Genomic DNA, 20,518 nt, shown 5'->3' with positions numbered 1-20,518 from the left:
TCGTAGTCCGAGGTGGTTTCCTCGATCTGCGCCTTGATCTGGGCCACGCGCGCCTCGATGTCGGCCTTCTTGCCGGCGCCGTTGACGATCGTGGTGTTCTCCTTGTCGATCATCACCTTCTTGGCNCGACCGAGCATGTTGAGCGTGACGTTCTCGAGCTTGATGCCGAGATCTTCCGAGATCGCCTGGCCGCCGGTCAGGATCGCGATGTCCTGCAGCATGGCCTTGCGGCGATCGCCGAAGCCNGGAGCCTTGACGGCCGCGACCTTCAGACCNCCGCGCAGACGGTTCACNACNAGNGTNGCNANNGCNTCGCCNTCGACGTCCTCGGCGACGATGACCAGCGGCTTGCCGGTCTGCACCACGGCCTCGAGCAGCGGGAGCAGCTCGTTCAGCGAGGAGAGCTTCTTCTCGTTGATGAGGATGTAGGCGTCGTCCATCTCAACGCGCATCTTGTCGGCGTTGGTGACGAAGTAGGGCGAGATGTAGCCGCGGTCGAACTGCATGCCCTCGACGACGTCGAGTTCGGTCTCGAGCGACTTGGCTTCCTCGACGGTGATGACACCCTCGTTGCCGACCTTCTTCATGGCATCGGAGAGGAACTTGCCGATTTCGGCATCGCCGTTGGCCGAGATGGTGCCGACCTGGGCGATCTCGTCGTTCGAGGTGACCTTCTTGGAGTTCTTCTGGAGGTCCGCCACGACGGCTTCGACCGCGAGGTCGATACCGCGCTTGAGGTCCATCGGGTTCATGCCGGCGGCGACCGACTTGGCGCCTTCCTTCACGATCGCGGCCGCGAGCACGGTCGCGGTGGTGGTGCCGTCGCCGGCCGCGTCAGCGGACTTGGAGGCGACTTCGCGCACCATCTGTGCGCCCATGTTCTCGAACTTGTCCTCGAGCTCGATCTCCTTGGCGACGGTGACGCCGTCCTTGGTGATGCGGGGAGCGCCGAACGACTTGTCGAGCACGACGTTGCGGCCCTTCGGACCGAGCGTGACCTTCACCGCGTTGGCGAGGATGTCGACGCCGCGCAGCATCTTGTCGCGCGCCTCAACCGAGAATTTGACTTCTTTGGCTGCCATCTGGATTTTTTCCTTGAGATGTATGACTGGAGGGAGAGAGGGGCTGTTAGGCCGCCTTCTTCTTGGACGCGGGGACGTCGAGCACGCCCATGATGTCGCTTTCCTTCATGATCAGCAGATCGACGTTGTCGATCTTGACTTCGGTCCCGGACCACTTGCCGAACAGCACGCGGTCGCCGACCTTCAGGTCGATCGGGATCAGCTTGCCGGCCTCGTCGCGGCCACCCGGGCCAACGGCGACGACTTCGCCCTGGGAGGGCTTTTCCTTGGCAGTGTCGGGAATGATAATGCCGCCAGCGGTCTTCTCTTCTGCGTCAATGCGCTTGACCACGACGCGGTCGTGAAGCGGACGGAATTTCATGCAGTCCTCCTAAACAGTTGCACTTACTGAGGATTTCAGGGTGTTAGCAATCGATGCCCGCGAGTGCCAATGCGGGTGAAGCTCAAATAGGACAGGATTTTTGCGGGAGCAAGAGCTTCTAGCAGAAAAATCGGCACTCAGAAGGCCTGTCTGCCAGAATCTCTTTACCATCGTTAACCAGTCTTGAGGCCTCTTGGGGACCGTATTAGCACGGACTGATGTCTGCTGCTAAAGCATTGAATTTCAACAGCTTGTTAAACTTTTGGGCTTGAGATGGATTATCGGTTTGCGTCACATTTCTCTCATGTGAGCGCATCTCCACCGGGTGGCTCGTAAGCAGCGTACCGGAAGCCACCCCTTGAATATGCGCTCCTGCAAAGGAGGTTGGCATGGTCTCGCAGGTTGGAGTTGTTTCCGACGATTTCCGGAAACAGGTGCTGGGTTACGGGCTGACGACGGCGGAAATTCTTTACCGACTGCCGGATCATCGCTCGCTGCTTCAGACCTACGTCTGGCAGAACTACGATCTCTTCCCGAAATTTCCGGCGCTGACCGACTTCCTGGCGTTCTGGCAGGAGAAGCTGGACGGGCCGCTGTTCTCGGTGACGGTCGCGCATTCCAAGCTGATCAAGCCGGCCGAGCTGCGCGCGGTGGATGGCGTGTTCCGGCTGCATTGAGGCGGGATGCCGTAGGGCGGATTGGCGAAGCGTAATCCGCCACTGTCCGTCGCTGCGGATGCAAGTTGGTGGATTACGCCTTCGGCTAATCCACCCTACGGACCTTCGTTTCTGTGCTAGCCTCCTCCCACAATAACAGGGGAGGCCGGCCCATGGCCAAGAAAACAAGCAAGACAACAAAATCGCGCAGCGCAGCCCAGACCGCGGCGAAGAAGCGAAGCGGCGCCAAGCCCGCCGCGCGGTCCTCCGCACGCAAGGTGGTGAAGGCGAAGGCCCGCACGACAACGGCCAAGGCCTCAGCAAAGACACCCCCTCGCCCGAAGCAGCGCATCGCCATCAGCCATCACCGCGAGGAAGATTTCAAAGCCGACGGCCTGCGCGCCTACGCCAAGTATCGCGACCTCGGCATCGCCGCTGCGAGCCACGGCCTCGCGCAAGCCCACGTGATCCGCCTGCAGGGTCCCTGCGATCCGGCCGAAGTATCAAAACTGCACTTCCACCACGTCGACTTCCAGATGGTCTACGTGCTCAAGGGCTGGGTGAAGACCTATATGGACGGGCAGGGCGAAACCTTGATGCAGGAAGGCAGCGCCTGGACCCAGCCGCCCAAGATCAAGCACATGATCCTGGATTATTCTGACGACGTCGAGCTGCTGGAAGTGATCCTGCCGGCGGAGTTCAAGACAGTGGAGTTGAAGGCGTAAGCGCTGCTGTCGGGGCGTACGTCTCTCCATCCGTCATTGCGCTCGCAATGACGGGAAGAGAGTTGGTTCGTGGCACGGATGGAGCAAAGCGAAATCCGGGGAGACCGCAAGCTCTGGAAACGATGTCCGGGGTTGCATCAGCCGACTACCGCTCAAGATAGCCCAGTTCTTCGCTGATGACTTTGCGCGCATATTCGCTAAAGGCATCGATCAACCGGCCGCGCGCGGCATAAGGCGGATAGAGCAGTGCGATCGTAACGGGGACGGCAGGGTTGAAGGGGCGCGTAATCAGAGCCGCGCCAGAGCTTTCGTCATGCGCGGCAACCGGGTTGATAATGCTGGTGCCGAGACCCGCCGCGACCAAGGCACAGACCGATGCGCCCAGATCGGTCTCGGCAACAATGCGGCGCGTGACGCCGGCCTGCGTGAAGATCGTATCGATGCGATCGTGGAGCGGGCTCCCCGTGGCGAAGGAGATGAAGGCCTCATCGGCGAAATCGGCAGGGCGCAGCGTCTTCTTCTGCGCAAGACGATGCGCCTTCGGCATGATTGCGACGCAACGGGTCTTGAGCACCGGTTCGACATGCACACCTGCAACCTCGCCGTAGAGCATCGCCAACCCCGTGTCACAAAGCCCGGAGCTGACCCAGTCGTGCACGGCGCTCGCCGCGCCGGATCGGATCGAGATCATCACATGCGAATAGTCCATTTTGAAGCGCGCCGCGATGCGCGTCAGCAGGCCGCCGGCCAGGCGCGGCATCGCCGCAACGCTTAGCCGACCCATACCGAACGAGCGGATGCTGGCTGCGCTGGCCTCCAGTCCGGCCAAGCCGATGAAGGTCTTCTCGACCTCCTGGAAGAAGCGCGATCCGTCCACGGTCGGGCGGAGGCGGCCGCCGCTGCGGTCGAACAGCGGGAATTGCGTGATCGCTTCCAACTGTCCGATCAGGCGGCTGATCTGGGGCTGCGAGGTATGCATGCGCTGAGCCGCCTGCGTCATCGATCCCGTCACGAAGACTGCCCGAAAAGCCTCCACATGCTTCAAGCCCATGCGTCTGGTCGCCATATCAAATCCGTATAGGAGAGTATGAAACTGGAATTTCATCAGATCGAGCTTTTGGACGATAGTCCAGAGCATGAAGCCGTTCGCAGGGCGCTGCCCCGTCGTTGCTCAGCCACCGTGGACGGCGTCATGGACATTCGCGAAGAGAGAGGACGACATGAAAGCGACAACGATCAAGGCGCTCGCCGCGGCGACCGTCGCTATAGTTCTTCTTTCCAGCGAGGCCATGGCTCAGGGTGCGAGCAGGCTGGACAAGATCCGTGAGAGCGGCTCGATCACGTTGGGGTATCCTGAGACCTCGGTGCCCTTCGCCTATCTCGACGGCAATCAGAAGCCGGTCGGCTACACCGTGGAAATCTGTGAACGGGTGGTGCAGGCAATCAAGACGGCCCTCAAGCTCCCCAAGCTCGAGATTCGCTATAACCCCATAACCTCGGCGACACGTATTCAGCTGCTTGCCAACGGTACGATTGATCTCGAATGCGGCAACACGACCAATAATGTCGAGCGGCATAAACTCGTCGCCTTTGCTCCCACCATCTTTGTTGCGCAGGTCGTCCTCGTCGCACGCAAGGATGGCGGGGTCGATGTCAACGACCCGGCTTCGTTTCGCGGCAAGGCCATCGCCGCCCAGGCCGGTGGCCAGACCTTCAAGGTAATTGTGCAGATCAACGCCAAGAGCAATCTCGGCATCACGGTCGTGCCGGCCAAGGACACCGCCGAGACGTTCTTGCTGGTGTCGACGGGCCGGGTGGCCGGCACCGCCAACGATGACGGTCTCGCTTATGCCACGGTCGCCTCGTCCAGGACGCCGGATGACTTCCTGATCGGTAGCAAAAGTCTGGAGATGGCGCCCTACGGCATCGTCGAACCCAAGGATGATCCTGCTTTCAAGAAGATGGTCGACGAAGCCGTGATCGACCTGATGAAGAGCGGACAGATTGCGGCGCTCTACGACAAGTATTTCAATTCACCAATCCCGCCGCATGGCCTCAACCTGAACTTTCCGATGAGCGCCGCCCTCAAGCGCGCGTTGGCCAACCCGACCGATTCCGGCGACCCGGCAGCCTACGAATGACGCGCCAAGCGCTCTAGAGGTCCCGCAATGGTACATCAACACGAGACGAACTCGGCGGACGCCGAGTTGCTGCCCATCGACCTGCGCAGCGATACGGTCACCAAGCCGACCGAGGCGATGTATGCTCGCATGGCGTCGGCGCCGATTGGCGATGACGGGCTGGACGGTGACCCCACGGTGCGGGAGTTGGAGGCCGTCGCCGCCGCGGCGATGGGTAAGGACGCCGGCCTGTTTGTGCCTAGCTGCACCATGGCCAATCTGTTAGCGGCGCTCGCGCAGTCGCAGCGCAGCGAGCAGATCGTGTTGGAATCGACTGCCCATATGTACACTTCTGAACGAGGGGCGGCGACGTTTACGGGACAGTTCTACCTCGCGGTTGCCGGCACGGCCGGTGCGATGGACCTGAATTTGCTGCAGGACGCCCTGCAGGGCGATGGGCTTAAGCTCAGGACCGCCCTTGTTGCCATGGAAACATCGCACAATAATGCGAGCGGCGCCGTACTGTCGCTGGAGCATATGCAGGCCGTGCACGCCATGGCCTCGGCCCGCGGCGTCCCGGTGCATCTCGACGGAGCGCGGCTCTTCAACGCCGCAATTGCCCTTGAAGTGGCGCCAGCTCAGATTGCGAAGCATTGCGACACGGTCTCTCTGTGTCTGTCGAAGGGTCTTAGCGCACCGGCCGGCGCTGTGCTCGCCGGGCCGCACGCCGTGATCGACAGGAGCCGCAGATTTCGCCGCATGCTGGGAGGCACACAGCGCCAAATCGGCATCCTGGCGGCAGCCGGCCTGGAGGCCATTCAGGTCATGGGTGCGCGTCTGGCGGAGGATCACCGGCGGGCGCGAACCTTGAGTGACGCGTTGAACGAGATGCATCCGAAGGTCAGCGCGACAATACCACAAACGAATATCGTGCAGGTCGATCTCTCTCTCTCCGGGCGCGACAGCGCCGCGTGGTCAGGGGCTCTGGAGTCGGCGGGCCTGAGGACGAGGCCTTGGGGCAGGCATCGCTTGCGTTGTGTGACTCATCGCCATATCGATGATGCGGATATTGAGCGTGCAGTCATGGCATTTCGCTCCGTGGCCGCAGGTTTGGCTTAGAGAGAGCCGAGCTCAGTACCCCCACGATGAGGCGATCGCTAGAAAGCGCCCGATCCGCGAAACCGGGCAGTTACCAATCGGATGGTTCCAGCCGCCCCGCAGAGCGGGCGCTAACCAGTCGAAAATACCTCTCGCGTCAACTCGAGGCTGTGAAAACGCGGGAAATGCTTTCATGGCGACCAACACTTTTGGCCGACGCGGCGTCGTGGCGCCACCCCCAAGAGCATCGTTTCAACCCGTCGCCGCGCCGATCGCTCCAGCGGTCATGCGTGACAGCGCCTCCTCGTCCAGTGAGGAGACGCTTTTTCGCGACAACAAGCTTCTGGCCGATATTCCATTCCTCACCATTGGCCTGATCTTCGGTCTGCTCCTGATCTTCGCGCTGCAACGCAGTCTGGTCATCGATATTGCACGGGACGGCTCGCTCGATGTCCGCTCGCTGATCGCTTATGGCGCGACCAGTTACGATCTGGTTGTTGGAAGAGGAGAGTGGTGGCGGACTGGCCTTGCGCCGCTTCTGCATGGCAGCGACTGGCACCTCATCGGCAACTGCGTTGCGCTGTTCATCGTCGGCGTCAGGCTGGAGCCTCTGATCGGCCGTGGTTGGTTTTCGTTGATCTTTGTTGCCAGCGCGCTGGCCGGCGAGGCCGGCTCGCTCCTGGGCAACGCGCCCGGCATGCCGGGCGTCGGTGCGTCCGGCGCCATTACCGGGCTCATCGCCGCGCTGTTTGTCGCGAGCTTCGATCCCGAAGCCGACGCCGATCAAACAATGTCGAGACTGAAGACGTCGCTCTTCTTCGGTGTTCCCGCACTGCTGCCGCTTGCCTTTGGAGCCTCCGGCAATGTTGACTATTTTGCCCATGCAGGTGGTGCGCTGGCCGGCGGTGCGCTTGCCATCATGCCGTGGCTCGTCTTCTGGTCCTATGACAGCCTGCCGCGGAGCGCCAGCATGACGTTGCTCGCAGGGTGCGTCGGATCTCTGATCTGCGCCGGCTTCGCCGCTGCTCATTATTCGTCCTACATGGCCGATGCCAGACAGTACATCCGCGCCTCGGAAATGCCGGCGAATACGCGCGAGATGGCCAGCCGGTCTTCCGATCTTGTCACCCGCTACCCGAAAGACCCGCGGGCTCATCTGTTCCGTGCGATCTTCTTCATTGAACAAAACAGCCTCAGTCCCGCCGAGACGGAAGTGCAAACCGCCATGTCGCTCGCCGGTTCGGATGCGGCGGGCGGGCCGGTGCGATCCGCGGCGCAGGCCGTGCTGGCGCAGCTGCTGCTCGCGCGAGGACGGTACAGCGAGGCGAAGGCCATGGCGGCCGAGCCGTGCCGTGCCAAGCTGGGCGAGGTACGTCGCATGTTGGACAAGACGAAGTTGTGCAGTTGATTGGAATGGCGCGGGGAAACAGCTAACTCAGCACGCCCACGATCGCCCCCATCAAACACGTCGTCAGCGTCCCCGACACGACCGACTTCAGTCCGAGCGCGTTGATCTCGTCGCGCCGCTCCGGCGCCATCACGCCCAAACCGCCGATCATGATGCCGAGGCTGGCGAAATTGGCGAAGCCGCACATTGCGTAGAGCATGATCAGGCGCGAACGCGGATCGAGCGTGTCGGGCGGCAGCTTCGAGAAGTCGACATAGGCGATCAGCTCGTTGAGCACGGTTTTCGTGCCCATCAGGCTTCCGGCCGTCACCGCCTGATCCCAGGGCAATCCCATCAGCCAGCACACCGGTGCCATCACCAGCCCTAGCAGGCGCTGCAACGAGATCGCGGCGCCGCCGATATCAGGCAGCAGGCCGAGAACGGCGTTGACGAGATAGACCAGCGCCACCAGCACCAGCAGCATCGCGATGATATTGATCAGCAGCTCGATACCAGCGCTCGTGCCTTTCACGATCGCGTCCATCGTGCCGGAGACCGCCATCTCCGGATCTTCCAGCGCGCCGCCGGTGCGCTTGTCGGACGTCTCAGGCACCATGATCAGGCTGACGAGGATCGCAGCCGGCGCGCCCAGCACCGACGCAATGATGAAATGCGCGGCCGCATCGGGAATGAGGGGCGCAAGCAACGTCGCATAGAGCACCAGCACCGTGCCTGCGATGCCGGCCATGCCGCCGGTCATCACCAGAAACAATTCGCTGCGGCTCATCTGCGCCAGATACGGCCGCACGAACAGCGGCGCCTCGACCATGCCGAGGAAGATGTTGGCGGCGGTCGAGAGCCCGACCGCGCCGCCGACGCCGAGCGTGCGCTCGAGCAGCCAGGCCATGCCGCGCACGATCGGCGGCAGCACGCGCCAATAGAACAGCAGCGTGGTCAGCACGCTCATCACCAGCACGATCGGCAGCGCCTGGAATGCCAGGATGAAATCCGCGCCCGGCGCCTTGAGGTCGAAGGGCAGGGGGCCGCCGCCGACATAACCGAACACAAAGGAGGAGCCGGCGCGCGAAGCCGCGGAGATGGCGCCGACCGCGTCGTTGATGGCGCCGAACGCGTGCGCGACCACGGGCACCTTCAGCAGTACGATCGCGGTGACAAAGGTCACGACAAGGCCGATCAGCGCCTGGCGCAGGGAGACCGCGCGGCGATTCTCCGCCAGTGCGAAGGCGATCAGCAGCAATGCGAAAACGCCGAGTGTCGATTGCAGCCGCAGCATGATGTCCCCAAAGCCCCAATGATTATGGCCGCGCGTGCGTTGCAAACGCAATGCCGGATGGCCCCGGGGGCCGCCCGCTGTTGACAAGCAGGCCTGCGTCAGCCACGCGGGGCGCGGCGATATCAGGGGCGGGCCAGCCGAGCGTGACCGAAGAGGCGATGCCAGAGCAGCCAGTTTCAGCCCGTCCGCCGGTCACCGCCGGCGAGCTCCTTCGCCACCGCGCCTTCCTGTTCTTCCTGCTCTCGCGCAGCCTGTCGCGCTTTTCCAGCCAGATCGCGGCGGTCGCGATTGGCTGGCAGATCTACGACCTCACCGGTTCGGCTTTCGACCTCGGCATGGTCGGGTTGGTGCAATTCGCGCCCACCGCGCTGCTCGTCTTCGTCGCCGGCCACGCCGCCGACCGCTACGAGCGCAAGCGCGTGGTCCAGCTCTGCCAACTCGTGGAAGCGGCGACCGCGCTCTATCTCGCCGTGATCACCTGCCTCGGTGCCGTCGGCGAGGTCCAGATTTTCGTGGCGACCTTCGTGCTCGGCATTGCCGGGGCGTTCGAGAGCCCGACCACTGCAGCACTGCTGCCGCTGATCGCGCCGCGAGGTTCACTCCAGCGCGCCACGGCCGTCTCCAGCGGCGCGGCGCAGGTCGCGACCATCACCGGGCCTGCACTCGGCGGCTTTGCCTATGCGATCGCGCCGCATCTCGCCTATGCCGTGATGCTGTTGTTCTGGATTCTTGGGATGATCCTGACCGGCTTCGTCCAGCCGCGCCCGCAGGCGGTCGCCAAGGATACGACCACGGACAACATTTTCGCCGGCGTCCGCTTCATCCGCGGCAATCCCGCGATCCTCGGCACCATCTCGCTCGATCTGTTCGCGGTTCTGTTCGGCGGCGTCACGGCGCTGCTGCCGATCTATGCCCGCGACATCCTCCAGACCGGTCCAATGGGGCTTGGGATCCTACGCGCCGCGCCCGCGGTCGGCGCGCTCTTGATGACCATGGTGCTGGCGCGCCACGCCATCTCGCGTCACGTCGGCCTGCGTATGTTCCAGGCGGTGATCGTGTTCGGCGTCGCCACCATCGTGTTCGCGCTGTCGTCGTGGATGTGGCTGTCGGTGCTCTCGCTCGCGGTTCTCGGCGCGGCCGACACGATCAGCGTCGTGATCCGCTTCTCGCTGGTGCAGCTTGCCACCCCTGACGAGATGCGCGGCCGCGTCGGCGCGGTCAATTTCCTCTTCATCAACGCCTCGAACCAGCTCGGCCAGTTCGAGAGCGGCCTGACCGCCGCGCTGTTCGGCGCCATGCCAGCCGCCTTGCTCGGCGGCGTCTGCACCGTCGCGGTGGCCTTGCTGTGGATGAAGCTCTTTCCCAGCCTGCGGCGGGTGGAAACGCTGGAATAGGGGAAGGTGTCGTGTCCCGGACGCGGTGCAGCGCGCAAGCGGTGCGCCGCTGAGCCGGGACCCAGGTCGCCGCGAGTGACGTCGGAGAGAGATGGGCCCCGGCTCAGCAGCGCGTCATTGCATGCCGCGCTGCGTCCGGGGCACGAGATATCGCCTAGCCGCGTCCGACGAACGGCATCTTGGTCGCCATCACTGTCATGGTCAGCACGTTGGCGTCGAGCGGCAGGCCGGCCATGTAGGCGACGGCATCGCCAACCGCTTTCGCATCCATGCGCGGCTCGTGCTTGGTGGTGCCGTCCGGCTGCAGCACGCCGGGACCGTTGACCATGCGGTCGGTCATCGGCGTTGCGGCATTGCCGATGTCGACCTGGCCGACCGCGATGTCATACATGCGGCCGTCGAGATTGGATGCCTTGGTCAGGCCGGTGATGGCGTGCTTGGTCGAGGTGTAGGCCGCCGAGAAGGGCCGCGGCGCATGCGCCGAGATCGAGCCGTTGTTGATGATGCGGCCACCGCGCGGGCTCTGGTCCTTCATGATGCGGAAGGCGTGCTGGGTGCACAGGAACGGGCCGGTGAGGTTGGTGTTCACCACCGCCTGCCACTGCTCGAGGCCGAGGTCCTCGAAGTTGACGGCCGGCGCGCCCATGCCGGCATTGTTGAAGAGCACGTCGAGCCGGCCGTAGGTGGCCTTCACCTTGTCGAACAGCGCGGCGATCTGCTCCGGTCTGGTCATGTCGGCCGTGACGCAGAGGCTCTTGCCTGCGGGGCCGAGCTTGGCGGTCTCCTCGAGCATGTCGAGCCGTCGCCCGACCAGCACCACGGTGAAGCCGGTGTTCATCAGCGCCAGCGACGCGGCGCGCCCGACACCGGTGCCCGCACCCGTCACCACTGCGATCTTTTTTGCTTCACTCATCGTTTCCTGCCTTTTCTTCAGTTGTCAGGTTTTGGGTTCTTTTTCGTTCTTGTAGGGCGGCCGCGGAATGTTCTGATGCGCCGCGCGCAGCGCCGCCGACCAGCGCGAGCGCAGATCGTGGAAATAGGGCTCGCCCGCCTCGATGCGATGGTTGAGATCGGCATCGCAAGCGTCTGCGCGCACCACCAGCACGTCGATGGGAAGACCGACGCCGAGATTCGAGCGCATGGTCGAATCCATCGAGATCAGGCCGGTCTTCAGCGCCTCGTAGAGCTCGACGTCGTAATGCATGGCGCGGTCGAGCACCGGCTTGCCGTATTTGTGCTCGCCGATCTGCAGGTACGGCGTGTCGGTGGTGCATTCGATGAAATTGCCGGCGGTGTAGACCATGAACAGGCGCATGCGCGCGCCCTTGATCTGGCCGCCGAACAGGAAGGAGACGTCGAACGACACGTCCTCGGATTTCAGCGCCGGCCCTTCCGTCGAGTGCACGGCCCGGATCGCCCGGCCGATGCGCTGGGCGGCCTGGAACATGGTCGGCGCGTTCATCAGCGTCTCGACCTCACCCGTGTTGGGGTCCTCCAGGCCCTCGGTCAGGGTGGAGAGCACCGACTGGCTGATGGCGAGGTTGCCGGCGCTGGCGATCGCCATGATGCGGTCGCCCGGCTTGGAGAAGATGTGGAGCTTGCGGAAGGTCGAGACATTGTCGAGGCCGGCATTGGTGCGGGTGTCGGCGATCATGACCAGCCCGTCCCGAACCAGGATTCCACAACAATAGGTCATTTCCAGTCCCCGAACGCGTTTGCGCGGAATTACTAGCCAATTTCAAGGGGCTGGTCCAACCCCAATTCCCGGGGTGACGACGTCATTCCGGGGCAGATAAAGAAACTAGCTCTGCCGCTGGGACTGCGATTGCGACTGCCCGCCGCGGCCGGCCTGCTCGACGTTGACCGCGACCGTCAGCGTCTCCGCGCCGCCGCCATAGCGGGTGCCGCGCACCGGCGCTGCGCCGAGATAGTCGAGCCCGATCGCAACCCGGACATGGGCGTCGGTGGTGCAGATGCTGTTGGCGGGATCGAAGCCGACCCAGCCGAGGCCGTCGACGTAAGCCTCAGCCCATGCGTGGCCGGCGTCCTGGTGCACGGTGCCGTCGGAGCGCAAAAAGTGTCCGGAGACGAAGCGCGCCGGTACGCCGCCAGTGCGGGCGCAGGCAATGAAGATATGCGCGTAGTCCTGGCAGACGCCGCGCTTGAGCGTGAACGCTTCGGCAGCCGAGGTGCCGCTGTTGGTCGGGTCCTCGTCGAAGGTCATGTGGTCGCTGATCTGCGACATCAGCGTGTGCAGGAATCCGAGCGTGTCGTTCTCGGCTTCGCTGCGCAGCTGGCGCGCGACCGCCGTCATCGCCGGATTGACGGAGGTGAGGTCGGTGGGGCGCAAAAACATGCCGGCGGGAAAGCGCTCGTCGGCGCCGCGCAGTACGCCGCCGGTGTCGTGGGTTTCGATCAGCCCCTCGGCGGTGATCTTGATGTCGCCGACGGGTCCGCACGACAGCACGTGAGTGACGTTGCCGAAGGCATCTTCATGGGTGTCGAGCTTGGTGTCGGTCGAGACGTCGATCTGCCACTCCGCCACATATTGCCCGTCATGGCTGCACGGCGTCATGCGCAGGATCTGGATCACGCTCGTCGCGGCCGGCTCGTAGCGATAGGTCGTGGTGTGCAGGATTCGCAGGCGCATGGTGTTTTGATTCCGTCATTCCGGGCGGCGCCCTCCGGGCGTCCGGGAGTGACTGCGTGTATCAGATCAAATACTGCTTCGTGATGATTTCGCCCAGCCTGGAATTGTCCGCGATGAATTCCTGAATGAATTCATGCACGCCATGCTGGAAAATGTCGTTCATATTGCTGTGTTCCAGCCGGTTGCGGATGCCGCGGGCGTGGCGCTGCGCCGGGCCTTGGCGGCCATAGGCGACGCCGATCTGGTCGAGGTTGCGCACAAGATTGTCGTAGCAGCTGGCCAGCGAGCGCGGCAGCGTGCCGTTGAGAATGAGCAGATCCGCGACCAGCCACGGCTTCAGCGTCTCGCGGTAGACCCAGTGATAGGCCGTCAGCGCCGACACCGAGCGCAGGATTGAGCTCCACTGATAGAAGTCGAGCGGACCGCCGACGTGCTCCTCTTCGGGCAGCAGCACGTGATACTTGACGTCGAGAATGCGTGCGGTGTTGTCGGCGCGCTCCAGATGCAGGCCGAGGCGCGAGAACCAGTAGGCGTCGTTGCGCAGCATGGTCCGGTAGGCCGAGCCGTCGAAGCGCAGCGAGGTCTCCTGCACGAAGCGCAAGAATTTCGCGAGGTCCTCGCGCGTGGAGGTGCCCTTGCTCCAGACCGCCTGGAGCTCGATCCAGGCCGAGTTGATGGTGTCCCACATCTCGCTGGTCAGCGCGGTGCGAACCGAACGCGAGTTCAGCCGCGCTGCCTCGATGCAGTTCCTGATCGAGGACGGGTTATCGGCTGAGAACGAGAGGTAGTCGACGACGTTGTGCTCGTTGGCTTCCTCGTGGGTCTGATAGAAGCTTTCCGCGACGCCGGCGGTGAGAAGCGCCGAGTCCCATTCGTTGGTCTTGCCGATATAGGCGGCGGGGAGGGCTGTGACGCGCAGCGTCGCATCGATGGTGCGCGCGAGATATTCGGCCCGTTCGACGTAGCGGGCGAGCCAGTAGAGGTTTTCGGCGGTACGCGACAGCATCTCTCTACTCGTCCAAAATCCAGGTGTCTTTGGTGCCGCCGCCCTGGCTCGAATTCACCACGAGCGAGCCTTCCTTCAGCGCAACGCGCGTCAGCCCGCCCGGCACGATCGTCGTGCTCTTGCTGCCGGTGAGCACGAAGGGCCGCAGGTCGACGTGGCGCGGCGCGAGGCCGGAGGCCGTGCAGGTCGGGCAGGTCGAGAGCGCCAGCGTCGGCTGCGCGATGAAGCCTTCCGGTTCGCGCTTGAGCTTCTCGCGGAAGGCTTCGATCGTTGCTTTCGTCGCGGCGGGGCCGATCAGCATGCCGTAGCCACCGGAGCCGTGCACTTCCTTCACGACGAGATCGCTGAGATGGTCGAGCACGTAAGCGAGATCCTTCGGCTCGCGGCAGCGCCAGGTCTGAACATTCTTCAGGATCGGCTCCTCGCCGAGGTAGAATTTCACGATCTCAGGCATGTAGGAGTAGATCGCCTTGTCATCGGCGATGCCGGTGCCGACGGCGTTGGCGAGGGTGATGTTGCCGGCGGCATAAGCCGACATCAGCCCGGGCACGCCGAGCGCCGAGTCAGGCCGGAAGGTGAGGGGATCCAGGAAGTCGTCGTCGACGCGGCGATAGATGACATCGACCCGTTTCACGCCCTCGGTCGTCCGCATGAACACTTCGTTGTTCTTGACGATGAGGTCGCGGCCCTCGACCAGCTCGATGCCGAGCTTGTCGGCAAGGAAGGAGTGCTCGTAATAGGCGGAGTTGTAGACGCCGGGCGTGAGCAGCGCGACCGTCGGCTCGCCCGAGGCGCTCTGCGGCGCGACCGAGCGTAGCGCCGAGAGCAGCTCGTCCGGATAGCGCTCGACCGGCGCCACCCTGTGGCGGGCGAACAGGTCCGGAAACAACCGCATCATGATCTCGCGGTTTTCCAACATGTAGGACACGCCCGAGGGCGTGCGGGCGTTGTCCTCCAGCACAATGAAATCCTCGGCATCGACCCTGATGATGTCGATGCCGGCGATGTGCACGTAGACGTCGTGCGGCACCTGCTGGCCGTTCATCTCGGGGCGGAAGACCGGGTTCTGGAAGATCAGGTCGTCGGGCACGATCTCGGCGCGGAGAATGTCGCGGCCATGATAGATGTCGCGCAGGAACATGTTGAGCGCGCGCACGCGCTGCTTCAGGCCCTTCTCCAGCAGCGTCCATTCCTTGCCGGACATGATCCGCGGGATCACGTCGAAGGGAATCAGGCGCTCGGTGGACTCGGCTTCGCCATAGACGGCGAAGGTGATGCCGATCCGGCGGAACAGCAGCTCGGCCTCCTGGCGGCGATATTCGAGCGCCTCGGGAGGCGTCTCCTTGAGCCAGCGTGCCAGCTCCTGATAGGCGGGGCGAAGCTCCCCGCCGGGAATGTTCATTTCATCAAACGCGACTGCCATAGATCCCGACTTGTCTCCGCAAGGCGTTGCGCCATTTGACAGGTCGCGAGGCCTTGGTGAAGACCGCAACGTCCTGGCCATGCGGCAAGAGTGCATGACTTTGAGGAGGTAGCAAGGGCCGGGCCAGCGCGATAAGCATGGAGGAGAGGCATTTGTCGGGGATGGCCGGCGGCGTGCCTGAAAAAATGGCTGAGGACTGCTTATTTCGGCAGCAAAACCGCGTGACTTCAACGCGTTACCTCGGCAAAGTCGGGACCAGAGGTGAGGGACTTAAGGTATGAGCGAGATCGTCACGGCGGGCATTCTGGTCATCGGGGATGAAATCCTGTCCGGCCGGACCAAGGACAAGAATATCGGCTTCATCGCCGAATACCTGACCAATATCGGCATCGACCTGAAGGAAGTCCGGGTCGTTTCCGACGACGAAAACGACATCATCGCCGCGTTGAATGCACTGCGGAAGCGCTACACCTACGTCTTCACCACCGGCGGCATCGGGCCGACCCATGACGACATCACCGCTGACAGCGTCGCCAAGGCTTTTGGTGTCGGCATCGACCACCACCCCGAGGTCGTCGCCCGTTTCCGCGAGCGCTGGAGCGAGCAAGACCTCAACGAGGCCCGCCTGCGCATGGCCCGCATCCCCGAAGGCGCCGAGCTGATCCAGAGCGCGACCATCCTCGCCCCCGGCTTCAAGATCGGCAACGTCATCGTCATGGCCGGCGTGCCCTCGATCATGCAGGCGATGATGGACATCGTCTCGCCCAAGCTGAAGTCTGGCGTCCGCATGCTCTCCGAATCGGTCCGCGCCAATGCCCGGGAAGGCGACATCGGCGGCCCGCTGCGGGCGATCGCGGCCGAGCACCCCGACACCATCATCGGCAGCTATCCCTTCATGGACGAGGAGCAAAAGCCGAACACCAATCTGGTGGTGCGTTCGCGCGATGCGGATAAGCTCGCATCCGCGATGGCGGCGGTGAAGGACATGCTGGCGGGATTGAACATCACCCGGTAGCAGATGGAGCTGCCGGCAGACGAATGCAGGAGACGACGATGGCTGGTGAAGCTCCCGAACTGAGCGCGCAGGAGCGCGCGGGCAGGCCCTTTCCGGTCTCATGGGACCAATTCCACCGGGATTGCCGGGCGCTGACTTGGCGGCTCAACGAGGTCGGTCCGTTCCACGCGGTGATCGCGATCACCCGTGGCGGCCTGGTGCCGGCCGCGATCGTTGCGCGCGAGCTGGGCGTGCGCGTGATCGATACGGTCTGCATCGCCAGCTACGACCACGACAAGCAGGGCGAACTGCAGGTCCTGAAGGGAATTTCCGAATCGGCGATGAAGCTCGGCGGCGGTACCGGCAAGGGGCTTCTGATCGTCGACGACCTCGTCGACACCGGCAAGACCGGCAAGCTGGTGCGCGAGATGCTGCCCGACGCGCATTTCGCCACCGTCTACGCCAAGCCGAAGGGACGCCCGCTGGTCGACACTTTCATCACGGAAGTCTCGCAGGACACCTGGATATTCTTCCCCTGGGACACCGCGCTGTCCTACCACCCGCCGCTGCGCGACGGCGCGGCGTAGAGATCGCCGTCATTGCGAGGAGCGGAGCGACGAAGCAATTCAGACTGTTTCCGCAGACGCATCCCTGGATTGCTTCGCTTCGCGCAATGACGCGTAGAGGCCACCATGCCCCTGCAAAACCGCGTGACACCGACCGGCGAGATCATTGCCACCCCACATCGGGGCATGTTCACCGGCAATCGCGGCATCATCCATGATCCCGCGACGAAGACGCTGCTGAAGAAGCGCTGGTCGTCGCCGGCCTGGCTCACCTGCACCTGCGAATTCCGCGGCCGCCGCCGCGAGGTGATGGCGCAGCAGAGCTGGACCGAGCTGTTCTTCCTCGATGAGGCCACCGCGCTCGCCGCCGGGCATCGCCCCTGCTTCTACTGCCGCCGCGACGATGCCAATCGGTTTCGCGCGGCGTGGGAGAAAGGCAACCGCGTGCATGACGTCCGCATGCACGACATCGACACGGTGCTGCACCACGAACGGCTCGACAACGGCAAGAAGCGGCTGCACGCGCTCCTGGTGCCGCTCGACCAGCTTCCCGATGGCGCGATGCTGCAGCAGGGCGACGAGAGCTTTCTGGTCACGCAGGGCAGGACACTGCTGTGGTCGCCGGCGGGATACACAGCGGCGGAGCAACTCCCTGGCGAGGCGACACTGCTCACGCCGCCGTCGATACTCCGCACGCTGAATGCCGATTATCGGCCCGTGCTGCATCCAACCGCGCTATCGTGACGCTGGTCGGATCAGGCCGCTATCCCAGCTTCTCGCGCGCCAGGGCCGCGCCGGCGCCGAGCGCCATCAGCTTGGCTTCGGCGATCTCCCGCCGCATCGGCGCCATGCCGCAATTGGTGGTGGCGATGATGTTGCTCTTGGGCACGAATTTCGACACCGCGTCGATCACCTTGACGACGTCTTCCGCAGTCTCGACCGTGTCGCTGGCGACATCGATCACGCCGGCTTGCACGATCTTGTTTTTGAGCAGCGCGAGCAGATCGAGTGGTACCTTGGAATTGCGACACTCGATCGCGACCTGCTGGATCGGGCTGGCGTCGATTGCCGGGAAGATCTGCTCATACTGCCGCCATTGCGCGCCGAGCGTCTCCTTCCAGTCGGTGTTGGCCTTGATGCCGTAGCCGTAGCAGATGTGGACGGCGGTGGCGCAGGTGAGCCCTTGCGCGGCGCGCTCAAGCGCCTTGATACCCCAGTCGTTGACCTCGTCCATGTAGACGTTGAAGGCGGGCTCGTCGAACTGCACGAGATCGACGCCGTCGGCCTGCAGCGCCTTGGCTTCCTCGTTCAACAGCTCGGCGAAGGCGAAGGCCATCTTGACGCGGTCGCCATAGTAACGATCGGCGATGGTGTCGATGATGGTCATCGGGCCGGGCAGGGTGAATTTCAGCTTCCTCCTGGTGTGCGAGCGCGCGACGCGCGCCTCGTCGGCATGGACGCGACCCTTGAGCCGCAGTGGCGCGACCACTTGCGGCACCATCGCCTTGTAGCGATCCTTGCGGATGCCCATCTCGACCTTGTGGGCGAAATCGATGCCCTCGATCTTCTCGAGAAAACCGTGCACGAAATGCTGCCGGGCCTGTTCGCCTTCGGTGACGATATCGATGCCGGCGTCCTCCTGGATCTTGAGCGCAAGCATCGTCGCGTCGCGCTTGGCGCGGAGAAGCTCGTCGCCTTGCGACTTCCAGGGCGCCCAGAGCATGTTGGGCTCGGCGAGCCATTCCGGCTTGGGCAAGGAGCCGGCGATCGTCGTTGGAAACAGCATGGGTCCCTCCCGGCAGGTTTTGTTGCGCCCCCTTCTGCCATGTCTTAACGTCCGGGTACAGAATAACAAAAGCGGCGCTCTGGAGCGACAAAGGAAACGCCATGATCGAATTCTTCTTCGACTGTTCCAGCCCGTGGACCTATCTCGCCTTCCACAACATCCAGCCTCTGGCGAAGGAGCTCGGCGCCGAGATCATCTGGCGGCCGATCCTGGTCGGCGGGATCTTCAACACGGTCAATCCGAGCGTCTACGCGCAGCGCGAGACGCCGGTGCCGCTGAAGGCGCGCTATATGAAAAAGGATCTCGCCGACTGGGCGCGCTCGGCGGGCCTTGCGATCAAGATGCCGCCGACGGTGTTTCCGGTGAACAGCGTCAAGGCGATGCGCGGCTGCATCTGGCTCGGCAAGGATATGGTGCCGTTCGCGGCCGCATTGTTCGAGACCTATTGGGGCGACGACAAGGACATCTCGCAGGACGCGGTGCTGGCCGAGATCTGCAAGAGGGTCGGCATCGACGAGCAAATGTTCTTTGCCGGCATCACGGAGCAGGCGATCAAGGATCAGCTCAGAGCGAACACGGAAGAGGTCGTTGCGCGCGGCGGCTTCGGTTCGCCAACGATCTTCATTAATAAAGCCGACATGTACTTCGGCAATGACCGCCTGCCGCTGATCCGCGAGGCGTTGAAGCGCAGCAAGGCGAGCGCGGCCTGATGGTGCGGGCTGTCGTCTGCCGCGCGCTCGGCGCGCCCGAAACGCTGCGGTTGGAAGAGTTTCCGTCGCGCACCCTGAAGCCGGGCGAGGTTCGCGTCACGATCCGCGCCGCCGGGTTGAATTTTCCTGACGTGCTGATGGTGGCCGGCGAATATCAGCTCAAGCCCGAGCTGCCGTTCACGCCCGGCATGGAAGCCGCCGGCCACGTGACCGAAGTCGGCGCAGAGGCGAAGGGTGTCGCCGTCGGCGACAAGGTCATCGTCAAGATGCGCCACGGCGCCTTCACCGAAGAAGCCGTCGTGACGCCGTCGCAGCTCACGCCGATGCCCTCGACCTTTGACTATGCGGAAGCGGCGACTTATCTCGCGGGCCATGGCACCGCCTATCATGCGCTGATTGATCGCGGCCGGGTCGAGCCGGGCGAAGTGCTGCTGGTGCACGGCGCCGGTGGTGGCGTCGGTCTTGCGGCGGTCGAGATCGGCAAGATGATGGGCGCGACCGTGATCGCGACGGCCTCCAGCGACGAAAAGCTGGCGATTGCGAAAGCGCGCGGCGCCGACCATCTCGTGCGCTACGACCGCGAGCCGTTTCGCGACGCCGTCAAACGCATCACCGACGGCCGCGGCGCCGACGTGGTGTTCGATCCTGTCGGCGGCGAGGTGTTCGAGAATTCGATGCGCTGCATCGCCTGGGGCGCGCGGCTATTGGTGATCGGATTTACGGGCGGCATCGGTTCGGCCAAGACCAATCTCTTGCTGATCAAGGGCGCCAGCGTGCTCGGCGTGCGCGCCGGCGAGGCCGTGCGGAAAAATCCAGCGCTTGGCGAGGTGCGGCTGAAGGCGCTGCTGCAATGGGCGGAAGAAGGGAAGCTGCGCCCGAACATCTCGCATCGCCTGCCGCTGGAGGATTGCGCCAAGGCGATGCGCTTGTTGCTCGACCGCAAGGCGATCGGGCGCGTGGCGCTGGTGATGGAGTAAGAATGTAGAGTGGGTTAGTCTTACTGAGTCATTCGGTCGCGGCCGCGGTGGGCGGAGAATCAAATATTTGAGGAGATTCAATATTTGGCATGCGGAGGGCCAGATGGATCTCAATCAGGGTGAAAGCAGCGGGGCACGGTTTGCGGCCTATGTAGCTGGGCTTGGAAGTGTGATCGGTCAGGCAGTGCGGATGAGGCCGCTGCGTGACTATTGCACCGGCTTGATATTGCCGGGCGAACGTAAGAGCGTCGAGCCGATGGCTGCGCGGACGGCTCCGGCGCGGACGGCA

At 63.6% G+C, this 20,518-nt stretch carries 21 protein-coding genes and 1 pseudogene; 12 read left to right on the top strand and 10 right to left on the bottom strand.

Annotated features, from left to right (window positions below):
* A partial coding sequence (gene groL, locus YUA_RS0140100; protein ID WP_027535675.1) for a chaperonin GroEL occupies positions 1-1,082 on the bottom strand: 1,082 nt, incomplete at its 3' end.
* Between the two features lie 46 nt (positions 1,083-1,128).
* Positions 1,129-1,443, bottom strand: coding sequence for a co-chaperone GroES (locus YUA_RS0140095; RefSeq protein ID WP_008139213.1), 315 nt, complete (start codon positions 1,441-1,443; stop codon positions 1,129-1,131).
* 389 nt (positions 1,444-1,832) lie between these two features.
* Between YUA_RS0140095 and YUA_RS0140090 the strand changes: the two genes are divergently transcribed.
* Positions 1,833-2,120: an usg protein gene (locus YUA_RS0140090; RefSeq protein WP_027535674.1), complete on the top strand. Its 288-nt coding sequence runs from the start codon at positions 1,833-1,835 to the stop codon at positions 2,118-2,120.
* A gap of 152 nt (positions 2,121-2,272) precedes the next feature.
* On the top strand, positions 2,273-2,824 hold the full coding sequence (locus YUA_RS0140085) for a cupin domain-containing protein (RefSeq protein ID WP_027535673.1): 552 nt from the start codon (positions 2,273-2,275) through the stop codon (positions 2,822-2,824).
* A gap of 145 nt (positions 2,825-2,969) precedes the next feature.
* Here the strand turns inward: YUA_RS0140085 and YUA_RS0140080 are convergent, their stop codons facing one another.
* A complete protein-coding gene (locus tag YUA_RS0140080; RefSeq protein WP_084293185.1) occupies positions 2,970-3,890 on the bottom strand; it encodes a LysR substrate-binding domain-containing protein in 921 nt (306 codons plus the stop codon).
* A 154-nt stretch (positions 3,891-4,044) separates the two neighbouring features.
* Here YUA_RS0140080 and YUA_RS0140075 point away from each other — a divergent pair, with 154 nt between their 5' ends.
* The 3 genes from YUA_RS0140075 (at position 4,045) to YUA_RS0140065 (ending at position 7,450) form a co-directional block, all read left to right on the top strand.
* Positions 4,045-4,965 (top strand): amino acid ABC transporter substrate-binding protein, encoded by a 921-nt coding sequence (locus tag YUA_RS0140075; RefSeq protein WP_035972986.1) that lies wholly within the window; start codon positions 4,045-4,047, stop codon positions 4,963-4,965.
* Positions 4,966-4,992: 27 nt separating this feature from the next.
* Positions 4,993-6,063: a low specificity L-threonine aldolase gene (locus tag YUA_RS0140070; RefSeq protein WP_027535670.1), complete on the top strand. Its 1,071-nt coding sequence runs from the start codon at positions 4,993-4,995 to the stop codon at positions 6,061-6,063.
* 172 nt (positions 6,064-6,235) lie between these two features.
* Positions 6,236-7,450 carry a rhomboid family intramembrane serine protease gene (locus YUA_RS0140065; protein WP_084293184.1) on the top strand — a complete coding sequence of 405 codons (1,215 nt, stop codon included), beginning with the start codon at positions 6,236-6,238 and terminating at the stop codon, positions 7,448-7,450.
* Positions 7,451-7,472: 22 nt separating this feature from the next.
* Here the strand turns inward: YUA_RS0140065 and YUA_RS0140060 are convergent, their stop codons facing one another.
* On the bottom strand, positions 7,473-8,723 hold the full coding sequence (locus YUA_RS0140060) for a NupC/NupG family nucleoside CNT transporter (protein ID WP_027535668.1): 1,251 nt from the start codon (positions 8,721-8,723) through the stop codon (positions 7,473-7,475).
* Between the two features lie 158 nt (positions 8,724-8,881).
* Here YUA_RS0140060 and YUA_RS0140055 point away from each other — a divergent pair, with 158 nt between their 5' ends.
* A complete protein-coding gene (locus tag YUA_RS0140055) occupies positions 8,882-10,117 on the top strand; it encodes an MFS transporter (RefSeq protein WP_027535667.1) in 1,236 nt (411 codons plus the stop codon).
* 154 nt (positions 10,118-10,271) lie between these two features.
* On the opposite strand, the gene YUA_RS0140050 is transcribed toward YUA_RS0140055, so the two are convergent.
* The 5 genes from YUA_RS0140050 to YUA_RS0140030 form a co-directional block, all read right to left on the bottom strand.
* Positions 10,272-11,030 (bottom strand): SDR family oxidoreductase, encoded by a 759-nt coding sequence (locus YUA_RS0140050; RefSeq protein WP_027535666.1) that lies wholly within the window; start codon positions 11,028-11,030, stop codon positions 10,272-10,274.
* 24 nt (positions 11,031-11,054) lie between these two features.
* Entirely contained in the window at positions 11,055-11,813 is a 759-nt protein-coding gene (locus tag YUA_RS0140045) for a proteasome-type protease (protein WP_027535665.1), read from the bottom strand.
* 105 nt (positions 11,814-11,918) lie between these two features.
* On the bottom strand, positions 11,919-12,767 hold the full coding sequence (locus YUA_RS0140040; RefSeq protein ID WP_027535664.1) for a transglutaminase family protein: 849 nt from the start codon (positions 12,765-12,767) through the stop codon (positions 11,919-11,921).
* A 61-nt stretch (positions 12,768-12,828) separates the two neighbouring features.
* The gene (locus YUA_RS0140035) at positions 12,829-13,773 is read right to left on the bottom strand and encodes an alpha-E domain-containing protein (protein ID WP_027535663.1); all 945 of its coding nucleotides are present in this window, start codon (positions 13,771-13,773) and stop codon (positions 12,829-12,831) included.
* Between the two features lie 4 nt (positions 13,774-13,777).
* A complete protein-coding gene (locus YUA_RS0140030) occupies positions 13,778-15,196 on the bottom strand; it encodes a circularly permuted type 2 ATP-grasp protein (protein ID WP_027535662.1) in 1,419 nt (472 codons plus the stop codon).
* 277 nt (positions 15,197-15,473) lie between these two features.
* Between YUA_RS0140030 and YUA_RS0140025 the strand changes: the two genes are divergently transcribed.
* From YUA_RS0140025 to YUA_RS0140015, 3 genes are all read left to right on the top strand, one after another.
* Positions 15,474-16,211 carry a molybdopterin-binding protein gene (locus YUA_RS0140025; RefSeq protein WP_027535661.1) on the top strand — a complete coding sequence of 246 codons (738 nt, stop codon included), beginning with the start codon at positions 15,474-15,476 and terminating at the stop codon, positions 16,209-16,211.
* Between the two features lie 38 nt (positions 16,212-16,249).
* Entirely contained in the window at positions 16,250-16,777 is a 528-nt protein-coding gene (gene gpt, locus YUA_RS0140020; protein ID WP_027535660.1) for a xanthine phosphoribosyltransferase, read from the top strand.
* A gap of 105 nt (positions 16,778-16,882) precedes the next feature.
* The gene (locus tag YUA_RS0140015) at positions 16,883-17,500 is read left to right on the top strand and encodes a hypothetical protein (RefSeq protein ID WP_027535659.1); all 618 of its coding nucleotides are present in this window, start codon (positions 16,883-16,885) and stop codon (positions 17,498-17,500) included.
* Positions 17,501-17,519: 19 nt separating this feature from the next.
* Here the strand turns inward: YUA_RS0140015 and YUA_RS0140010 are convergent, their stop codons facing one another.
* On the bottom strand, positions 17,520-18,542 hold the full coding sequence (locus YUA_RS0140010) for a methionine synthase (RefSeq protein ID WP_027535658.1): 1,023 nt from the start codon (positions 18,540-18,542) through the stop codon (positions 17,520-17,522).
* 101 nt (positions 18,543-18,643) lie between these two features.
* Between YUA_RS0140010 and YUA_RS0140005 the strand changes: the two genes are divergently transcribed.
* The 3 genes and pseudogenes from YUA_RS0140005 to YUA_RS49495 all read left to right on the top strand — a co-directional run.
* Positions 18,644-19,252 (top strand): 2-hydroxychromene-2-carboxylate isomerase, encoded by a 609-nt coding sequence (locus YUA_RS0140005; RefSeq protein ID WP_027535657.1) that lies wholly within the window; start codon positions 18,644-18,646, stop codon positions 19,250-19,252.
* Positions 19,252-20,229, top strand: coding sequence for an NADPH:quinone oxidoreductase family protein (locus YUA_RS0140000; protein ID WP_027535656.1), 978 nt, complete (start codon positions 19,252-19,254; stop codon positions 20,227-20,229). Before YUA_RS0140005 ends, YUA_RS0140000 begins: the two co-directional genes overlap by 1 nt.
* Positions 20,230-20,332: 103 nt before the next feature.
* A pseudogene (locus tag YUA_RS49495) lies at positions 20,333-20,518 on the top strand (IS701 family transposase); the annotation flags it as partial.

The sequence above is a fragment of the Bradyrhizobium sp. WSM3983 genome (assembly GCF_000473045.1).
Classification (GTDB): domain Bacteria; phylum Pseudomonadota; class Alphaproteobacteria; order Rhizobiales; family Xanthobacteraceae; genus Bradyrhizobium.
The sequence above is the reverse complement of the archived record's forward strand: the minus strand, read 5'-3'. Positions and strand labels throughout refer to the sequence as shown.

What these genes read in the sequence shown, in the direction of transcription:
- YUA_RS0140015 (WP_027535659.1), top strand. Translation starts at nt 16,883, where the DNA reads ATGCCCCTGCAAAACCGCGTGACACCGACCGGCGAGATCATTGCCACC.
- YUA_RS0140025 (WP_027535661.1), top strand. Translation starts at nt 15,474, where the DNA reads ATGAGCGAGATCGTCACGGCGGGCATTCTGGTCATCGGGGATGAAATC.
- YUA_RS0140000 (WP_027535656.1), top strand. Translation starts at nt 19,252, where the DNA reads ATGGTGCGGGCTGTCGTCTGCCGCGCGCTCGGCGCGCCCGAAACGCTG.
- gpt (WP_027535660.1), top strand. Translation starts at nt 16,250, where the DNA reads ATGGCTGGTGAAGCTCCCGAACTGAGCGCGCAGGAGCGCGCGGGCAGG.
- YUA_RS0140045 (WP_027535665.1), bottom strand. Translation starts at nt 11,813, where the DNA reads ATGACCTATTGTTGTGGAATCCTGGTTCGGGACGGGCTGGTCATGATC.
- YUA_RS0140050 (WP_027535666.1), bottom strand. Translation starts at nt 11,030, where the DNA reads ATGAGTGAAGCAAAAAAGATCGCAGTGGTGACGGGTGCGGGCACCGGT.
- YUA_RS0140080 (WP_084293185.1), bottom strand. Translation starts at nt 3,890, where the DNA reads ATGGCGACCAGACGCATGGGCTTGAAGCATGTGGAGGCTTTTCGGGCA.
- YUA_RS0140085 (WP_027535673.1), top strand. Translation starts at nt 2,273, where the DNA reads ATGGCCAAGAAAACAAGCAAGACAACAAAATCGCGCAGCGCAGCCCAG.
- YUA_RS0140055 (WP_027535667.1), top strand. Translation starts at nt 8,882, where the DNA reads ATGCCAGAGCAGCCAGTTTCAGCCCGTCCGCCGGTCACCGCCGGCGAG.
- YUA_RS0140060 (WP_027535668.1), bottom strand. Translation starts at nt 8,723, where the DNA reads ATGCTGCGGCTGCAATCGACACTCGGCGTTTTCGCATTGCTGCTGATC.
- YUA_RS0140075 (WP_035972986.1), top strand. Translation starts at nt 4,045, where the DNA reads ATGAAAGCGACAACGATCAAGGCGCTCGCCGCGGCGACCGTCGCTATA.
- YUA_RS0140030 (WP_027535662.1), bottom strand. Translation starts at nt 15,196, where the DNA reads ATGGCAGTCGCGTTTGATGAAATGAACATTCCCGGCGGGGAGCTTCGC.
- YUA_RS0140095 (WP_008139213.1), bottom strand. Translation starts at nt 1,443, where the DNA reads ATGAAATTCCGTCCGCTTCACGACCGCGTCGTGGTCAAGCGCATTGAC.
- YUA_RS0140090 (WP_027535674.1), top strand. Translation starts at nt 1,833, where the DNA reads ATGGTCTCGCAGGTTGGAGTTGTTTCCGACGATTTCCGGAAACAGGTG.
- YUA_RS0140005 (WP_027535657.1), top strand. Translation starts at nt 18,644, where the DNA reads ATGATCGAATTCTTCTTCGACTGTTCCAGCCCGTGGACCTATCTCGCC.
- YUA_RS0140035 (WP_027535663.1), bottom strand. Translation starts at nt 13,773, where the DNA reads ATGCTGTCGCGTACCGCCGAAAACCTCTACTGGCTCGCCCGCTACGTC.
- YUA_RS0140040 (WP_027535664.1), bottom strand. Translation starts at nt 12,767, where the DNA reads ATGCGCCTGCGAATCCTGCACACCACGACCTATCGCTACGAGCCGGCC.
- YUA_RS0140065 (WP_084293184.1), top strand. Translation starts at nt 6,236, where the DNA reads ATGGCGACCAACACTTTTGGCCGACGCGGCGTCGTGGCGCCACCCCCA.
- YUA_RS0140070 (WP_027535670.1), top strand. Translation starts at nt 4,993, where the DNA reads ATGGTACATCAACACGAGACGAACTCGGCGGACGCCGAGTTGCTGCCC.
- YUA_RS0140010 (WP_027535658.1), bottom strand. Translation starts at nt 18,542, where the DNA reads ATGCTGTTTCCAACGACGATCGCCGGCTCCTTGCCCAAGCCGGAATGG.